This window comes from Leifsonia shinshuensis, from assembly GCF_031456835.1.
GTDB classification, from domain to species: domain Bacteria; phylum Actinomycetota; class Actinomycetes; order Actinomycetales; family Microbacteriaceae; genus Leifsonia; species Leifsonia shinshuensis_C.
The window spans coordinates 3,349,471-3,362,634 of the sequence record NZ_JAVDVK010000001.1 but is presented as its reverse complement, the minus strand read 5'-3'; the positions used below and the strand labels follow the sequence as shown (position 1 = coordinate 3,362,634).

12 protein-coding genes are annotated in these 13,164 nt (G+C 70.9%); 8 read left to right on the top strand and 4 right to left on the bottom strand.

What is annotated here, in order from left to right:
- From J2W45_RS16450 to J2W45_RS16440, 3 genes are all read left to right on the top strand, one after another.
- Positions 1-1,722, top strand: coding sequence for an amylo-alpha-1,6-glucosidase (locus J2W45_RS16450; protein WP_310134008.1), 1,722 nt, complete (start codon positions 1-3; stop codon positions 1,720-1,722).
- On the top strand, positions 1,719-3,632 hold the full coding sequence (locus J2W45_RS16445) for a glycoside hydrolase family 127 protein (protein ID WP_310134006.1): 1,914 nt from the start codon (positions 1,719-1,721) through the stop codon (positions 3,630-3,632). The genes J2W45_RS16450 and J2W45_RS16445 overlap by 4 nt, the downstream gene beginning before the upstream one ends.
- Positions 3,633-3,747: 115 nt before the next feature.
- Positions 3,748-4,572, top strand: coding sequence for an alpha/beta fold hydrolase (locus tag J2W45_RS16440; protein WP_310134001.1), 825 nt, complete (start codon positions 3,748-3,750; stop codon positions 4,570-4,572).
- 75 nt (positions 4,573-4,647) lie between these two features.
- Here the strand turns inward: J2W45_RS16440 and J2W45_RS16435 are convergent, their stop codons facing one another.
- Complete coding sequence (locus tag J2W45_RS16435; RefSeq protein ID WP_310133999.1) at positions 4,648-5,334, bottom strand: DUF4190 domain-containing protein; 687 nt, start codon at positions 5,332-5,334, stop codon at positions 4,648-4,650.
- Positions 5,335-5,510: 176 nt separating this feature from the next.
- Here J2W45_RS16435 and J2W45_RS16430 point away from each other — a divergent pair, with 176 nt between their 5' ends.
- A complete protein-coding gene (locus J2W45_RS16430) occupies positions 5,511-6,143 on the top strand; it encodes a GntR family transcriptional regulator (RefSeq protein ID WP_310133998.1) in 633 nt (210 codons plus the stop codon).
- A gap of 39 nt (positions 6,144-6,182) precedes the next feature.
- Here J2W45_RS16430 and J2W45_RS16425 read toward each other — a convergent pair whose 3' ends face one another.
- The 3 genes from J2W45_RS16425 to J2W45_RS16415 all read right to left on the bottom strand — a co-directional run bounded on the left by J2W45_RS16425 (position 6,183) and on the right by J2W45_RS16415 (position 9,676).
- Positions 6,183-6,926, bottom strand: coding sequence for a dienelactone hydrolase family protein (locus tag J2W45_RS16425; RefSeq protein WP_310133996.1), 744 nt, complete (start codon positions 6,924-6,926; stop codon positions 6,183-6,185).
- Between the two features lie 230 nt (positions 6,927-7,156).
- Complete coding sequence (locus tag J2W45_RS16420; RefSeq protein WP_310133995.1) at positions 7,157-7,669, bottom strand: hypothetical protein; 513 nt, start codon at positions 7,667-7,669, stop codon at positions 7,157-7,159.
- Between the two features lie 87 nt (positions 7,670-7,756).
- Complete coding sequence (locus J2W45_RS16415; protein ID WP_310133994.1) at positions 7,757-9,676, bottom strand: FAD/NAD(P)-binding protein; 1,920 nt, start codon at positions 9,674-9,676, stop codon at positions 7,757-7,759.
- Positions 9,677-9,833: 157 nt separating this feature from the next.
- Between J2W45_RS16415 and J2W45_RS16410 the strand changes: the two genes are divergently transcribed.
- Genes J2W45_RS16410 through J2W45_RS16395 form a run of 4 tightly spaced genes read left to right on the top strand, consistent with a single transcriptional unit; the run spans position 9,834 to position 13,152 of the window.
- A complete protein-coding gene (locus tag J2W45_RS16410; RefSeq protein WP_310133991.1) occupies positions 9,834-10,343 on the top strand; it encodes a GNAT family N-acetyltransferase in 510 nt (169 codons plus the stop codon).
- Positions 10,340-11,323, top strand: coding sequence for an amino acid ABC transporter permease (locus J2W45_RS16405; RefSeq protein WP_310133988.1), 984 nt, complete (start codon positions 10,340-10,342; stop codon positions 11,321-11,323). The genes J2W45_RS16410 and J2W45_RS16405 overlap by 4 nt, the downstream gene beginning before the upstream one ends.
- Positions 11,320-12,078 carry an amino acid ABC transporter ATP-binding protein gene (locus tag J2W45_RS16400; protein ID WP_310133985.1) on the top strand — a complete coding sequence of 253 codons (759 nt, stop codon included), beginning with the start codon at positions 11,320-11,322 and terminating at the stop codon, positions 12,076-12,078. The genes J2W45_RS16405 and J2W45_RS16400 overlap by 4 nt, the downstream gene beginning before the upstream one ends.
- Positions 12,079-12,135: 57 nt before the next feature.
- The gene (locus J2W45_RS16395) at positions 12,136-13,152 is read left to right on the top strand and encodes a transporter substrate-binding domain-containing protein (protein WP_310133982.1); all 1,017 of its coding nucleotides are present in this window, start codon (positions 12,136-12,138) and stop codon (positions 13,150-13,152) included.
- The last annotated feature ends 12 nt before the right edge of the window (positions 13,153-13,164 follow it).

The window sequence follows — 13,164 nt, the reverse complement described above, 5'->3', positions numbered from 1 at the left end:
ATGAGCGCCTTCGACGACTTCTCGTTCGACATCGCGGAGATCCCGTTCTCGCGCCGCGGCGCGTGGCTGGACCTGTCGCGCGTCGTCGCCCTGCACACCGTCGCGGACGACCTCCACCTGGTGACGCACACCGGCGGGATGCACGCGGTGCTCCGGCTGGAGCCCCGGAGGGATGGACGTCCCGCTGCCACGGACGTCCGGGCGACGCCGGGCGTGCTTACCTGGAGCGCCGACGGCGGTTTGGTCGAGGCGGCGTTCGACGACGCCGGCATCCGGTTCCGCGGTCGCGGCCTGGGCCTCGCCTTCGTCGCCCCCGACGAGCTGACGCCGTTCACCGGCGCCTATCTGTTCGTGGATCCGCTGGACGGCTCCCCGACCCTCACCAGTTACGAGTCCGGTCGCCGGTACCGCTTCACGGTGCTCCGCGGTGAGCCGGAGGTGGTCGGCGCCGAACGCGTCGGCGTGACGCCCCGCGCCATCGCCTTCGGCTCGGACGACGACTGGGAGGTGCTCGTCGAGGAGCTCGAGACGAGCGCGCCCGCGGTCGCATCGGTCGCCTCCTTCGACGCCGTCGTCGAGGCGCGCCGGGCGGAGTTCCACGCGTACAGCGAGCGCCTCCTCACCGGCACGCCCTTCAGCGTGGACGTGAAGGCCTGCTACGTGATGTGGTCCGCCACGGTCTCCCCTGCGGGCTTCGTGACGCGGGAGGCGGTGCTGATGTCCAAGCACTGGATGGACAAGGTCTGGAGCTGGGACCACTGCTTCAATGCGATCGCCCTGGCCGCCGGCGACCCGCAGGCGGCGCTCGACCAGTTCCTGCTCCCCTTCGACCACCGGGACGCCACCGGCGCGCTGCCCGACTCGATCACGCACTCCGAGGTGCTCTACAACTTCGTCAAGCCGCCCATCCACGGCTGGGCTTTCGCGCAGCTGCGCGCACGGGCGCCGCGACCCTTCGAGCGGGCGCAGCTCGAGGAGGTGCACGCCGGCCTCGCCGCGTGGACCCGCTTCTGGCTGCGCCAGCGCCGTGCGCCGGGCCACGCGCTCCCCTATTACCAGCACGGGAACGACAGCGGCTGGGACAACTCGACCACCTTCGACCACGGCGGCGTGATCGAATCGCCCGACCTGGCGGCCTTCCTCGTGCTGCAGCTGGGGGTGCTCGCGCAGTTGTCCGAGGAGCTCGGGCTACCCGCGTCGGAGTGGATCGAGGCCGAGAGCGAGGTGCGCACCGCCCTGTTCCGTGAGTTCTGGACCGGCTCGGGCTTCATCGCCCGCTCCGTGGCGACCGGAGATCCGGCCCCCGCGACCAGTCTCCTGAACTCTCTCCCGATCGTGCTCGGGGAGCAGCTGCCGGAGGACGTCGCCGACCGGCTGGCCGCATCCATCACCCGGCACCTCACCGAGTGGGGTCCTGCCACCGAGCCGGTCGACTCGCCGCTCTATGAGGACGACGGCTACTGGCGCGGACCCATCTGGGCGCCGTCCACGATGCTCATCGAGGACGGCCTGCGGCGCGCCGGCCACCGCGAGCTGGCGGACCGCATCGCCCGCTCGTTCGCCGCGCTCTGCGACACCTCGGGCTTCGCAGAGAACTTCGACGCGCGCACCGGCGCCGGCTTGCGCGACCGCGCCTACAGCTGGACGGCGAGCGCCTACCTCACCCTCCGTTCCGACGCGCTGGCCCGCGCGGAATCCGCGATCCTGGCTGGAGCAGAATGACCGACACCCTCGACCGCACGCGCCTCGGCGGTCCCGTGAACCCCAGCGCGTCCCTCCTGCGTCCGCTCGGCCCCTCGGAGGTCCGCATCGCCGGCGGCTTCTGGGGCGAGAAGCAGGAGCTCAACGCCGGGTCGATCATCGGCCACTGCCTGACCTGGATGGAACGTATCGGCTGGGTGGGCAACTTCGACCGCGCCGCGGACGGAACCGTCGCCGAGCACCACGACGGCATCGAGTTCGTCGACTCGGAGGTCTACAAGCTGCTCGAGGCGATGGCGTGGGAGCTGGGCCGGACGCCGGACGGTCCGCTCGAGACCGTCTACCGGGAGCTCGTCGAGCGGGTCGCGGCCGCCCAGGAGCCGGACGGCTACCTGCACACCTCCTTCGGTCGTCCCGGTCAGCCCCCGCGCTACTCGGACCTGGAGTGGGGGCACGAGCTGTACTGCTTCGGCCACCTCTTCCAGGCGGCGGTCGCCCGCTACCGCACCGGTCACGATGACACCCTCGTGGCGGTCGCCCGCCGGCTCGCCGACCACGTCTACACGGAATTCGGTCCGGAGGGCCGGGACGCGATCTGCGGGCATCCCGAGATCGAGACGGCTCTGGTCGAGCTCGGCCGCGCGCTCCGCGAGCCGCGGTACATCGAGCTCGCCGGCCTGTTCGTCGAGAGGCGAGGACGCCGGACGCTGAAGACGACGCTGTTCCAGGGCAGCGAGTACTTCCTGGACGATGTGCCCGTCCGCCGCGCGGACGTGCTCCGCGGCCACGCGGTGCGGGCGATGTACCTGTCCGCCGGCGCCGTCGACGTCGCCACCGAGTCCGGCGACGCGGAACTCCTCGACGCCCTGCGGCGCCAGTGGGACAACACGGTCGCCCACCGCACGTACGTCACCGGCGGCATCGGCTCGCACCACCAGAACGAGGAGTTCGGGAGCGACTTCGAGCTGCCCGCCGACCGGGCGTACGCGGAGACCTGCGCGGCCATCGGATCCGTCATGTTCAGCTGGCGCCTGCTCCTGCAGACCGGTGACGCGCGCTACGCCGACCTCATCGAGCGCACGCTGCTGAACGCGGTGCTCGTCTCGCCGCGCGAGGACGGTCGCGCCTTCTACTACGCGAACACCCTGCACCAGCGCGTTGCCGGCAGCGAGCCCGACGAGGACGAGGTCAGCGAGCGCGCCGAATCCAGCATGCGGGCGCCGTGGTTCGAGGTCTCGTGCTGTCCGACGAACGTGGCGCGGACCCTCGCGAGCGTCTCGTCGTACGTCGCCACCGCGACGGACGACGGCGTGCAGCTCCACCTGCTGGCGGATGCGGAAGTGGAGACGACCGTAGAGACCGGCGCGGTCCGGCTGGCCGTCCGGACCGGCGGTTATCCGTACGCGGGCTCGATCGAGATCGACGCGGAGTCGGAGGGCGAGGTCGAGGTGCGGGTGCGCATCCCGGGCTGGGCCGCCGGCGCGGTCGCGCGCTTCCGGGGCGAGGAACTGCCCGTCGTGGACGGCTACGCGCGCGCCCGGGCGCACTTCGTGAGCGGCGACCGCATCCACCTCGACCTGCCGATGGAGCCGCGGCTCACCTACCCGGACGCGCGGATCGACGCGCTGCGCGGGACCGTGGCCGTCGAGCGCGGACCGCTCGTGCTGTGCGCCGAGTCGACGGACCTCCCCTCGGGCGTCGACGTGAGCCGGATCGCGCTCGACGCCGGCGTGCCGCTCGGCTACCTTCCGGACGGCGCGACCGTCGCGATCGCGATCGCCGAGCCCCGGGATGCATCCTGGCCGTACGGTGACGCGGAGAGCGACGAGACGGTCACGACGGCGACGGCCCGGCTCATCCCGTACCACCGCTGGGCAAACCGCGGTCCGAGCACCATGCGCGTGTTCCTGCCGGTGACAGCCGCCCACTGATCGCACCTGAACGACCCTGGTCCTCGAACGGTAGCGACGGTTAGGTTGGACGTGCGCCGACCTGTTCCGCAGCACCATCCCCCACAGCATCGCTTCGCCATTCCTGGAGGGAACCATGGGCACTGTCACCACATCCGACGGAATCGAGATCTTCTACAAGGACTGGGGAACGGGTCAACCGATCGTCTTCAGTCACGGCTGGCCGCTGTCCGCCGACGACTGGGACACGCAGCTGCTGTTCTTCCTGCAGCACGGCTACCGTGTGGTCGCCCACGACCGGCGCGGCCACGGCCGTTCCACTCAGAGCGGCGACGGTCACGACATGGACCACTACGCCGCCGACCTCCGCGCGGTGGTGGAGGCGCTCGACCTGCACGACGCCATCCACGTCGGCCACTCCACCGGAGGCGGCGAGGTCGCGCACTACATCGCGACCTATGGCGAGGACCGGGTGGCCCGGGCGGTGCTGATCAGTGCCGTGCCGCCGATCATGGTGCAGACCGAGAACAATCCCGGTGGTCTGCCGAAGAGCGTGTTCGACGACCTGCAGGCGCAGCTCGCGAAGAACCGGTCCGAGTTCTACCGCGCCCTGCCGTCGGGCCCGTTCTACGGGTTCAACCGGCCAGGAGTCGAGTCGTCCGAGGCCATCATCGAGAACTGGTGGCGGCAGGGGATGATGGGTGGCGCGAAGGCGCACTACGACGGGATCGTCGCTTTCTCGCAGACGGATTTCACCGAGGACCTGAAGAAGATCTCGGTTCCGGTGCTCGTCATGCACGGCGAGGACGACCAGATCGTCCCCTACGCCGACTCCGGCCCCCTGTCGGCGAAGCTCGTTCAGAACGGGACGCTCAAGTCGTACCCCGGCTTCCCGCACGGCATGCCGACCACGCAGGCCGACACGATCAACGCCGACCTGCTGGAGTGGCTGCAGTCGTAGCGGGAAGACGACGTCGCCGGTTCTCGCGGAATGCGGAAGCGGCGACGTCGTCGTGTGGGCAGCGAACTGCTGGGGTCAGCCGCAGCTCGCGTCGACGGCGTTGAAGGCGCTGCCCAGCTCGCTGCTCAGGCGGCGGAGTTCCTTCTCGTCGAGGTTCACCACGGCGGCCGGGTCTTCGGCGACCGGAGCGACGTAGGCGATCAGAGCATCCAGGCTGCGGGAGGCCGCGGTCGCCGATGCGCGCACGTCGGCGTCGGGCACGGTCGCGGCAGCGGTCTTCCAATCGGCGGAGAACTCGCGGAGCGCGGAGACGGCTTTGGGCGGATCCGCCGCGAGCGTCGACAGGTCGCTCAGTGCGGTGCGGGACTCGGTGACGGCGTCGGCGAGGACCTGGCACTGCGCACTGGTCGTCAGCGCCGAGGGAAGCGATCGCTCGAGCGTCGACCCGGCGGAGGTGTGGGCGGCCGCGACCAGAGCGGCGACGAGCCCCCAGGTGATGATGCCGACCACGATGTTCACGGCGCCTATCACGATGGCGCTGATCGCCAGGCCACGGCCGCGCTCGCCCGTGCGGGAGACCTTCTGAAGCGACACGACGCCGAGGATGATGCCGAGCAGGCCGCCGATGAAGGACAGGATGAAGGCCACGATCGCGAGCACGTTCCACTTCGGAGGCGCTGCCGGGTATGCGGGTTCAGAGGCCGGGGCCGCGGGTGCCGCCGGGGCGCCGGGCGCCGGTGGGGTGGTGGATTCGTCGAGCATGGATCACTTTCGTTCGTGCGAAGGGGTCGGGCGGAGAGCTCCTACGTAGGAAGACGCAGAGGCGCACCGTACGTGACGCGAACGGGCCACCTGTCCGCAATTCGCATGCATTACGCGCGATTGAGTAGCGTTCGTGCTGACATACCAGCACCGATACGTTGCGGAGGAACGGGCCGATGACCGTCGATCGTGGAGGGTTCCATGTGCGAGCACGAGACTTCATCCGTGACCGGTTGCGGGAAGGGATCCTGGACGGGACGCTTCAACCGGGCGAGGAAGTGGCCGTAGCGGAGGTGGCGAGCTGGCTGGGTGTCCCGGTGACGCCGGTCCACCCGGCCATGGTGGCCCTGGAGATGGAAGGCCTCCTGGAGGTGGGCCAGTATGCCGCGCGCGTCGCCGTTGTCGACTCGGACCGGATCGACGAGCACCTGTATACGCTCGGTCTCCTGCGCGCTGGTGCGATCGAGTGCACACTTCCGGAGTTGTCGCCGGTCGCGGAGGCCGCGATCGTCGACCTCGTAGACCGAGCACGGTCGGCCGCCGCAGATGGCGACCTCCCCGAACACGACACATCCTCCGCCGAACTCTGGCAGGTGTTCGTGGACGCGTGCCCGAATCAAGCGCTCCGGCGGGCTTACGCCACCACGGCGCCCGGGCTCGTGCACAAGTCCCGGCTCGCCGGTCCGATGTCCCCCGAGAACAGTGACCGATTGGCCGAGGGGTACGACGCCCTCCGTTGGGCGGTGACGACCCGCGGTCTGGCTCACGCCGTCCGGGCCACCCAGCGAGTACACGCGCTGGGAAGCTGAGATCGGGCCACCCGCCTTCCGACGGGTGGCCCGATCGCGTCACCGCAGGTGCCGGGCGAAGAAGCGGGCGGCGTCCTCGCCGGCGAACGCCGGGACGCCGCGATGGCCGCCGAGGTTCGCCTGCAGCGTCTTCTGCGACGAGCCGAACGCGTCGAAGAGGTCGAGCGCGGCCTGCCGGTCGTTGCCCTCGTCGTCCCACTGCAGCAGGACGTGCACCGGGATGGTCACCCGCCGCGCCTCCTCCAGGATCGTCGCCGGGACGTAGCTGCCGGCGAAGAGACCGGCCGCGACGATCCGCGGCTCGGTCACCGCGAGCCGCACCCCGACCGAGATGAAGCCGCCGGAGTACCCGACCGGCCCACCGATCCCGGGGAGCGCGAGCGCCGCATCCATCGCCGCCTGCCACTCGGGCACCGCCGCGTCGACCAGCGGCAGGACCAGCCGGTCGACGAGCTCCGGTGGGACCGGGTCGCCGGCGGCGAGCGTCCGCCGCAGGTCGGAGCGCGCCTGGTCCAGTCCCGCCGACGGCGGCCGGTCGCCGCTTCCCGGCAACTCGATGGCGAGCGCGGCGAAACCGTCGGCCGCGGCGCGCTGCGCCCGGCCGAGGAGCCGCGGATACATCCCGTCGATGCCGCCGGGATGCCCGAGCAGGATCAGCGGAGCGGGAGCGGACGGTGTCGCGGATGTGGGCGTCCAGAGGATGCCCGGGATTCCGTCGAGGGTGAATCGGCGCTCGACGACGCCGGCGCCGGAGCGCGTTTCAGAAGTGAAGTCGAAGGTCATGGTCGTGCCTTTCGGGAGTGCCGGAAGGGCGCCCCCGGACGACCTATCGCCCGACCGTGTCCCCAGAGAGGAGCACCCACGTCATAGCGTTCATGGGTATCACCTCCTCGATCTGCTGCACGGACCGGGGCAGCGTAGCACGGAGCCCGCAGGCCCGTCATCCCCGCCGGGCAGAGACAAGGGCCGGACGGTCGGGAGTCCCCGAACCGTCCGGCCCTTGTCGTCGCTGGTTACGCCCGCGGCGCCTTGCTGGCCTTGACCGCGGCGAAGTACTCGTTCGCCGGCTTCAGGAAGATCAGCACGGTCGCGATGACGCCGACCACCACGCGGGCGGCACCCAGGCCGAACCCGTCGAGGATGCCGAAGAGCGACAGGACGGTGACCACCAGGAGCACGATGCGCGCCCAGTTGGCGCCGCGGCGCATGAACACCGCGAACAGCACGTAGGCGGCGATGTACAGGATGCCGAAGACGATCGCGAAGGTGATGCCGATGCCGACGGCCGCATCCACGGCGCCGTTGGGGACCTGCTGACCCTGCGACTCGATCTGGCGCTGGATCGCGTCACGCGACGCACCGATCGTCACCAGCGAGACGATCAGCGACAGGAGGCTGAGCGCGGCGCCGACGATGTACAGCCAGAACGCGATGTTCACCTGCTGCGGGGGTGCCACCGGCGCGCCGGCACCCGGGGCGGGCGACGACGAGGCGGGGTAGCTCGGGGGCTGGTTGGGGTCGGTCACTGTGGTCTCCTTCGTCGATGCTGATCTGCGGCGGCTGGCCGTCTGGCCGCTGGGCCGCTGCATTTGAGCGCCATTCACGGTATCCCTTCAGGACATTGTTGGCAATGCCTCAGAAAGCTGGCGCGCATCCCGGACGAGGGAGAGTTCGGCCAGCACCGACTGCGCGACCCGGTCGTTCTCGCGGAACGAGAGGGCGTTGGTTCCCGGCCGGGCGAACGCACCGGCGAAGGGCGCGTCGGTGAACGGGCCGATCGCCCAGCGGCGCGGATGCGGTCGGCCCGAGCCGTCGAGGACCCGCGCGTCCGCCGGCGAGACGCGCAGCATCCCGTGCCGGAAACCTCCGTCGCCCGAGCGCGCGAGGTCGCGCAGCGCCGGGTTGTCGGAACGCTGCGCATCGGTCGCCGGGAGCCACGCGTCGACCAGGGCGTCGACGGGGCGGGAGCCGTCGACCGACGCGCTGGAGACGCGGAACGTTCCGGCGTCCTCGTCGGCGTCCACGTCGAAGCGCGCGCCGGCGAACTCGACGATGCCGGCCTCGGAGAGCGCGAGCAGCTCCTCGAGGCGGTGACCGGGCGGCCCGGAGGCGACGTAGCTGAAGTACGCGGGCCACCACCCGTGCAGGTCGCGGGTGCGCGACTCCTCCGTCCAGGCGGCGGAGGCGCCGATCGGCGCGAGCGCGAACATGGTGTGCAGCAGGGCCAGGAACAGCCCGAGGGTCTCCGAGTGCTCCGGGGCGGTCCGGCGGTGCAGGTCGTCGCGCAGGTGGGCCCGCAACGCGTCCTGCAGCTCGGCGCGATCGGCGAAGCGCAGCCCGTCGAGCGGCCGGTCGAAGGCGTCGAGGTGGAGGTGATCGCGCGGGTCGGGAAGCGCGGAGCTCACCAGCTCGTCGTACACGGCGGACCGCAGGTCCACGGTGTCGAGGCGGTCGCGGAAACGCTCCCAGGGCAGCCGGGTGCGCTCGGGATGGCCGGTGAACAGCTCGCGGTAGTAGCCGTGGAGGAGTTCCCGCTCCACGCGCGGGAACACGTCGCGCCGGAAGTCCAGCGTGCCGGGCTCGCGGGTGAGGGCAGCCAGCACCTCGGGCGTCAGGTACCGCAGCGCGGGCTGCTCGCCGACGAGCGCCGAGGAGATCTTCGAGCGGTACGGCACCCCGCGCCGCGAGCCGATCAGGATGCGCGGCTCGCGCCCGCTCGGGCGGTAGCGCAGGCCGCCGGGATCCCGCTCGAAGCGGCCGCCGCGTCCCTCCGTGAGGAGCACGACGAGGTCGACGGCGGCGAGCCCCATCCCGCGGACGGCGACGGGACGGCCGGGGCGCAGGGCCGAGAGGTCGGCGTCGGCCGTGAAGGCGGGCGGCTGGTAGTGGAGGCCGTGGCGCTCCGCGAAGGCGGCGAGCGCCGCCGATTCGCCGGACGGTTCGCTGCCGGTGTGGCCGAGGGCGTACACGACGGAGTCCGCCCGCAACACCGTGCCGTCGGCGAGGCGGACGCGCTCGGCATCGACGCCGGACTCGACCGCGACGACCTCCGACGCGTGTGCGGCGACCACCGCATCCTCGTCGAGGGACGCGATGGTGCGTCGCAGGAACCAGTCCAGGTAGTGGCTCTGCAGCCGGCGGGTCGGAAAGTCTCCGCGCGACAGCCTGCGGAGCTCGGCCGCCACCTCCGGGTCGGCGGGTTCGGCATCCGGCACGCGCCCGTCGCGGACGCCCTCCGCCCACTCCAGCAGCGACGGCCCGGCGACGACCGGTCCCTCGACCGCGCAGGAGGCGTCGGTGAACATGGTGACGTCCTCGGCCATCGAGTTGAGCTTCAGCAGAGCGGACTGCTCACGGCGCCAGATGCGGCCCGGGCCCGGCGGATACGGATCGACGAGGTGCACCACGACCGGGACCCGGTCGGGGGCGACGGACCGCGCCGCGGCGAAGCGCTCCAGCCAGCCGGCGGCCCGCGGACCGGCGCCGACGACCACCACCGAGGCACGGCGCGGGGAGGAGGCAGCGGAGGACATCGCGCCACCCTGCACGGGCCTGGCGGGATCGGACAAGCCACCGTGACGCCGTGTTTCACGCCGCGACGCAAACCGTAACCGAAGCTGTCGCGATCGTCCGGACCGGTTCTACGGTCATCCGCAACATCCACCCACCACCCCGCGATTGGAGGCATCGGTGACCGTCACGAACGTCGACGCCGACGAATTCCGCTATGTCGAGGCCACGGACGAGCTGGCCCGCCCGCTGCTCGCCGAGCTCGAGTACGAGTACGACATCCGCTACGGCGACTTCTTCGGCGAGCGCGCCTCGACCGAGCTGAGCCGCTATCCGGCCGAACTGTTCACCGCCGCCCTTGGTGGCGCTTTCGTGCTGCTGCTCCGCGACGGCGAGCCGATCGCCGGGGGTGCGTACAAGCGCTACGACGAGCGCACCGCCGAGCTGAAGCGCATCTGGACGAGCTCCGCCCACCGGCGGCAAGGCCTCGCCCGCCGGGTGGTCGCGGAGCTCGAGTCGGAGGCCGTCCGCCGCGGGTACACCCGCGTGTACCTCACCACCGGACCGCGCCAGCCCGAGGCGAAGGCGCTGTACCTCGCGGCCGGTTACCGCCCGCTCTACGACACGGCGCTGCCGCCGGAGGAGGTCGGCATCCATGCCTTCGAGAAGACCCTCGGGGTGGAGCGATGACCACCGCGACGACCGCCGCGACCGTCGAGCGGCCGGCGGCAGCCACCCCACGCGAGGCGGCACTGCCCGACGGCATCGACCTCCGGCGGCTCGCCGAACGCCCGGTGCTGCCGCTGCGGCATCCCGGCCGGTGGGTCGCCGCAGCGCTCGTGCTCGTCGTGCTGCTGAACGCGGGCCAGACGCTGTTCACCAACCCGTCGTGGGAGTGGGCGAAGGTCGGCAAGTGGCTGTTCAGCCCGGCCATCCTGACCGGACTGCAGCTCACCCTCGCCGCGACCGCGATCTCCGCCGTGGTCAGCTTCGCGGGCGGCATCGTCGTGGCCCTCGGCCGGCTCTCGGCCAACCCCGTCCTGAGCTCGGTCAGCTGGCTCTACGTGTGGCTGTTCCGCTCGGTTCCGCTCATCCTGGTGCTGATCTTCCTGTACAACCTGGGCAACCTGTACCCGACGATCGGGATCGGCATCCCCTTCGGTCCGCAGGTCGAGGTGAAGACCGTCAGCGTGCTCTCGGACCTGACGCTCGGAGTCATCGGCCTGAGCCTCAGCGAGATCGCCTACAGCTCGGAGATCGTGCGGGCGGGCGTCCTCTCGGTCGACCACGGCCAGCACGAGGCCGCGAAGGCGCTCGGTCTCCCCCGGGCTCGGCAGTTCCGGCGGATCGTTCTGCCGCAGGCGCTCCGGTCGATCGTCCCGGCGTACGTCAACCAGATCATCGGCCTGCTGAAAGCCAGTTCGCTCCTCTTCTATGTGTCGCTGCTCGACCTGTTCGGCGTCGTCCAGAACCTGGGCAGCACGTACCCGACGGACATCATCCCGCTGCTCGTCGTCGCGACCATCTGGTACCTCGTGCTCACCAGCGTCGTGTCGGTGATCCAGTACTACGTCGAGCGCTACTACGCGCGGGGCGCGGTGCGCACGCTCCCGCCCACGCCGCTGCAGCGCCTGCGCCGCCGCGTCGCCGCGATCGGAGCCCGGCGATGACCGCGGGCATCGAGATCGCGAACGCGACCAAGTCGTTCGGCGACCGGCCGGTGCTGCGCGGCGTCGACCTGACGATCGAGGCGGGAACCGTCACCGTCATCCTGGGCCCCTCCGGTTCGGGCAAGTCGACGCTGCTGCGGGCGATCAACCACCTGGAACCGCTGGACGAAGGGTATGTCGTCGTCGGCGGCGAGCTGATCGGCGTGCGCCTGCACCGCGGGCGGCTGAAGGAGCGGAGCGAGCGCGACATCCTGAAGCAGCGTGCGCGGATCGGTTTCGTCTTCCAGAACTTCAACCTGTTCCCGCACCTGACGATCGTCGAGAACATCAGCGAGGCGCCCATCGCGCTCGGGACGCCGCCGGCGCGGGCCCGGGAGCGGGCCCTGGCCCTGCTCGAGCGTGTCGGCCTCTCCGAGAAGGCGGCCGCCTACCCGCGGCAGCTCTCCGGCGGGCAGCAGCAGCGGGTCGCGATCGCCCGCGCCCTGGCGCTCGAACCCGAGGTTCTGCTCTTCGACGAGCCCACTTCCGCCCTCGACCCCGAGCTGGTCGGCGACGTGCTCGAGGTCATCGCCTCCCTCGCCGGCAGCGGCGTCACCCTCGTGGTCGTCACCCACGAGATCGGCTTCGCCCGGCAGGTCGCCGACCGCATCGTCTTCCTCGACGACGGCGTCGTCGTGGAAGAAGGCGCACCGGACGACGTGCTCGACCGGCCGCGCAACCCGCGGACCCGGGAGTTCCTGAGCCGCGTGCTCTGAGCATCCCGGGCCGTTCGCACCATCCCGTTCGCAACACCCACACCGAGGAGAACATCCATGTCACATCGCACCCACCGCCGACGATTCGGCACCGCAGGCGCCGTCCTCGCGTCGGCCGCCCTCGTCGTGTCTCTCGCGGCCTGCTCGGGGCAGGCGTCAGCCGAGACCGACGGGTCCGCCTCCGGCACCGTCACCATCGGTGCCCACACCAACGGCGCGGGCACCGAGACCACCCTGAAGGTGGCGACCGTCGAGAAGGTCCGGGACGAGCTGCCCGCCTCCGTGAAGTCGAAGGGGACCCTCGTGATCGGCGTCGGCGCCCTGCCCGCCGGCTTCCCGCCGCTCGCATTCACCGGCGACGACCAGAAGACCCTCACCGGGTCGGAGCCCGACCTCGGCCGCCTCGTCGCGGCGGTGCTCGGCCTCAAGCCCGAGATCAAGAACGCCACCTGGGACAACCTGTTCGTCGGGATCGACACCGGCGCCACCGATGTCGGATTCTCGAACATCACGGACACGGAGCAGCGCAAGGAGAAGTACGACTTCGCCTCCTACCGCAAGGACGAGCTGGCGTTCACTGTGCTGAAGAAGAGCACCTGGCAGTTCGAGGACGACTACCGCACCCTCGCGGGGAAGACGGTCGCGGTGTCATCCGGCACGAACCAGGAGAAGATCCTGCTCGAGTGGAAGACGAAGCTGGCCGCCGAGGGCAAGACCCTCGACATCAAGTACTACCCGGACGCCAACTCCACGTGGCTCGCCCTGAACTCCGGCAAGATCGACGCGAGCTTCGGCCCGAACCCGACCGCGGCGTACCAGAACACGCAGAGCGCGTCGTCGGCCAACCCGACCCGGACCGCGGGCACCTACTCGGGCGCCGGCGCGAGCCTCCAGGGCCTCATCGCGGCAACCGTGAAGAAGGGCAGCGGCCTCGACAAGCCGATCGCCGACGCCATCAACCACCTCATCGAGACCGGCCAGTACGCGAAATGGCTGAAGGCGTACAACCTCTCGAACGAAGGCCTGCCGACGTCCGAGGTGAACCCTCCCGGACTGCCGCTCGACAACCAGTGACGTGAGGCGGAG

Bases quoted from the DNA above. Each gene is read 5' to 3' on its own strand.
- J2W45_RS16450 (WP_310134008.1), top strand. From the start codon at position 1: ATGAGCGCCTTCGACGACTTCTCGTTCGACATCGCGGAGATCCCGTTC.
- J2W45_RS16445 (WP_310134006.1), top strand. From the start codon at position 1,719: ATGACCGACACCCTCGACCGCACGCGCCTCGGCGGTCCCGTGAACCCC.
- J2W45_RS16440 (WP_310134001.1), top strand. From the start codon at position 3,748: ATGGGCACTGTCACCACATCCGACGGAATCGAGATCTTCTACAAGGAC.
- J2W45_RS16435 (WP_310133999.1), bottom strand. From the start codon at position 5,334: ATGCTCGACGAATCCACCACCCCACCGGCGCCCGGCGCCCCGGCGGCA.
- J2W45_RS16430 (WP_310133998.1), top strand. From the start codon at position 5,511: ATGACCGTCGATCGTGGAGGGTTCCATGTGCGAGCACGAGACTTCATC.
- J2W45_RS16425 (WP_310133996.1), bottom strand. From the start codon at position 6,926: ATGACCTTCGACTTCACTTCTGAAACGCGCTCCGGCGCCGGCGTCGTC.
- J2W45_RS16415 (WP_310133994.1), bottom strand. From the start codon at position 9,676: ATGTCCTCCGCTGCCTCCTCCCCGCGCCGTGCCTCGGTGGTGGTCGTC.
- J2W45_RS16405 (WP_310133988.1), top strand. From the start codon at position 10,340: ATGACCACCGCGACGACCGCCGCGACCGTCGAGCGGCCGGCGGCAGCC.
- J2W45_RS16400 (WP_310133985.1), top strand. From the start codon at position 11,320: ATGACCGCGGGCATCGAGATCGCGAACGCGACCAAGTCGTTCGGCGAC.
- J2W45_RS16395 (WP_310133982.1), top strand. From the start codon at position 12,136: ATGTCACATCGCACCCACCGCCGACGATTCGGCACCGCAGGCGCCGTC.